Consider the following 273-nt stretch of genomic DNA (forward strand, 5'->3'; position numbering starts at 1 on the left):
TAAAACTGTACCCACATGCGAAGGGAAAATCATTATCGATCTTGCCTATTTCAGATTGGAATCTCTGGAGGTCTTTATGAATTTGCGCTAAACAACCTGCTGCAGCTTTTTTAAACGCCTCTACATCTGGCTGGGAAACACTGTTTCTTACTACTGTACGATTATAAACAAGTTCTCGTCCGGTTACAGCTAGTGTCATAAAACTCCCTATATAGTTAAATCTGATTTGTCTATTATTTTAATTGAGCAATATAATAACAGAAGTGTCTATTT

General features: G+C 35.9%; 1 protein-coding gene. It reads right to left on the minus strand.

The genetic code is table 11. From position 1 onward, the window contains the following. Positions 1-199: hypothetical protein (locus QWY28_RS23785; protein WP_300955374.1), on the minus strand; the 199-nt coding region annotated here is incomplete at its 3' end. Positions 200-273 lie beyond the last annotated feature (74 nt).

Source organism: Nocardioides oceani, assembly GCF_030412965.1.
Classification (GTDB): domain Bacteria; phylum Actinomycetota; class Actinomycetes; order Propionibacteriales; family Nocardioidaceae; genus Nocardioides; species Nocardioides oceani.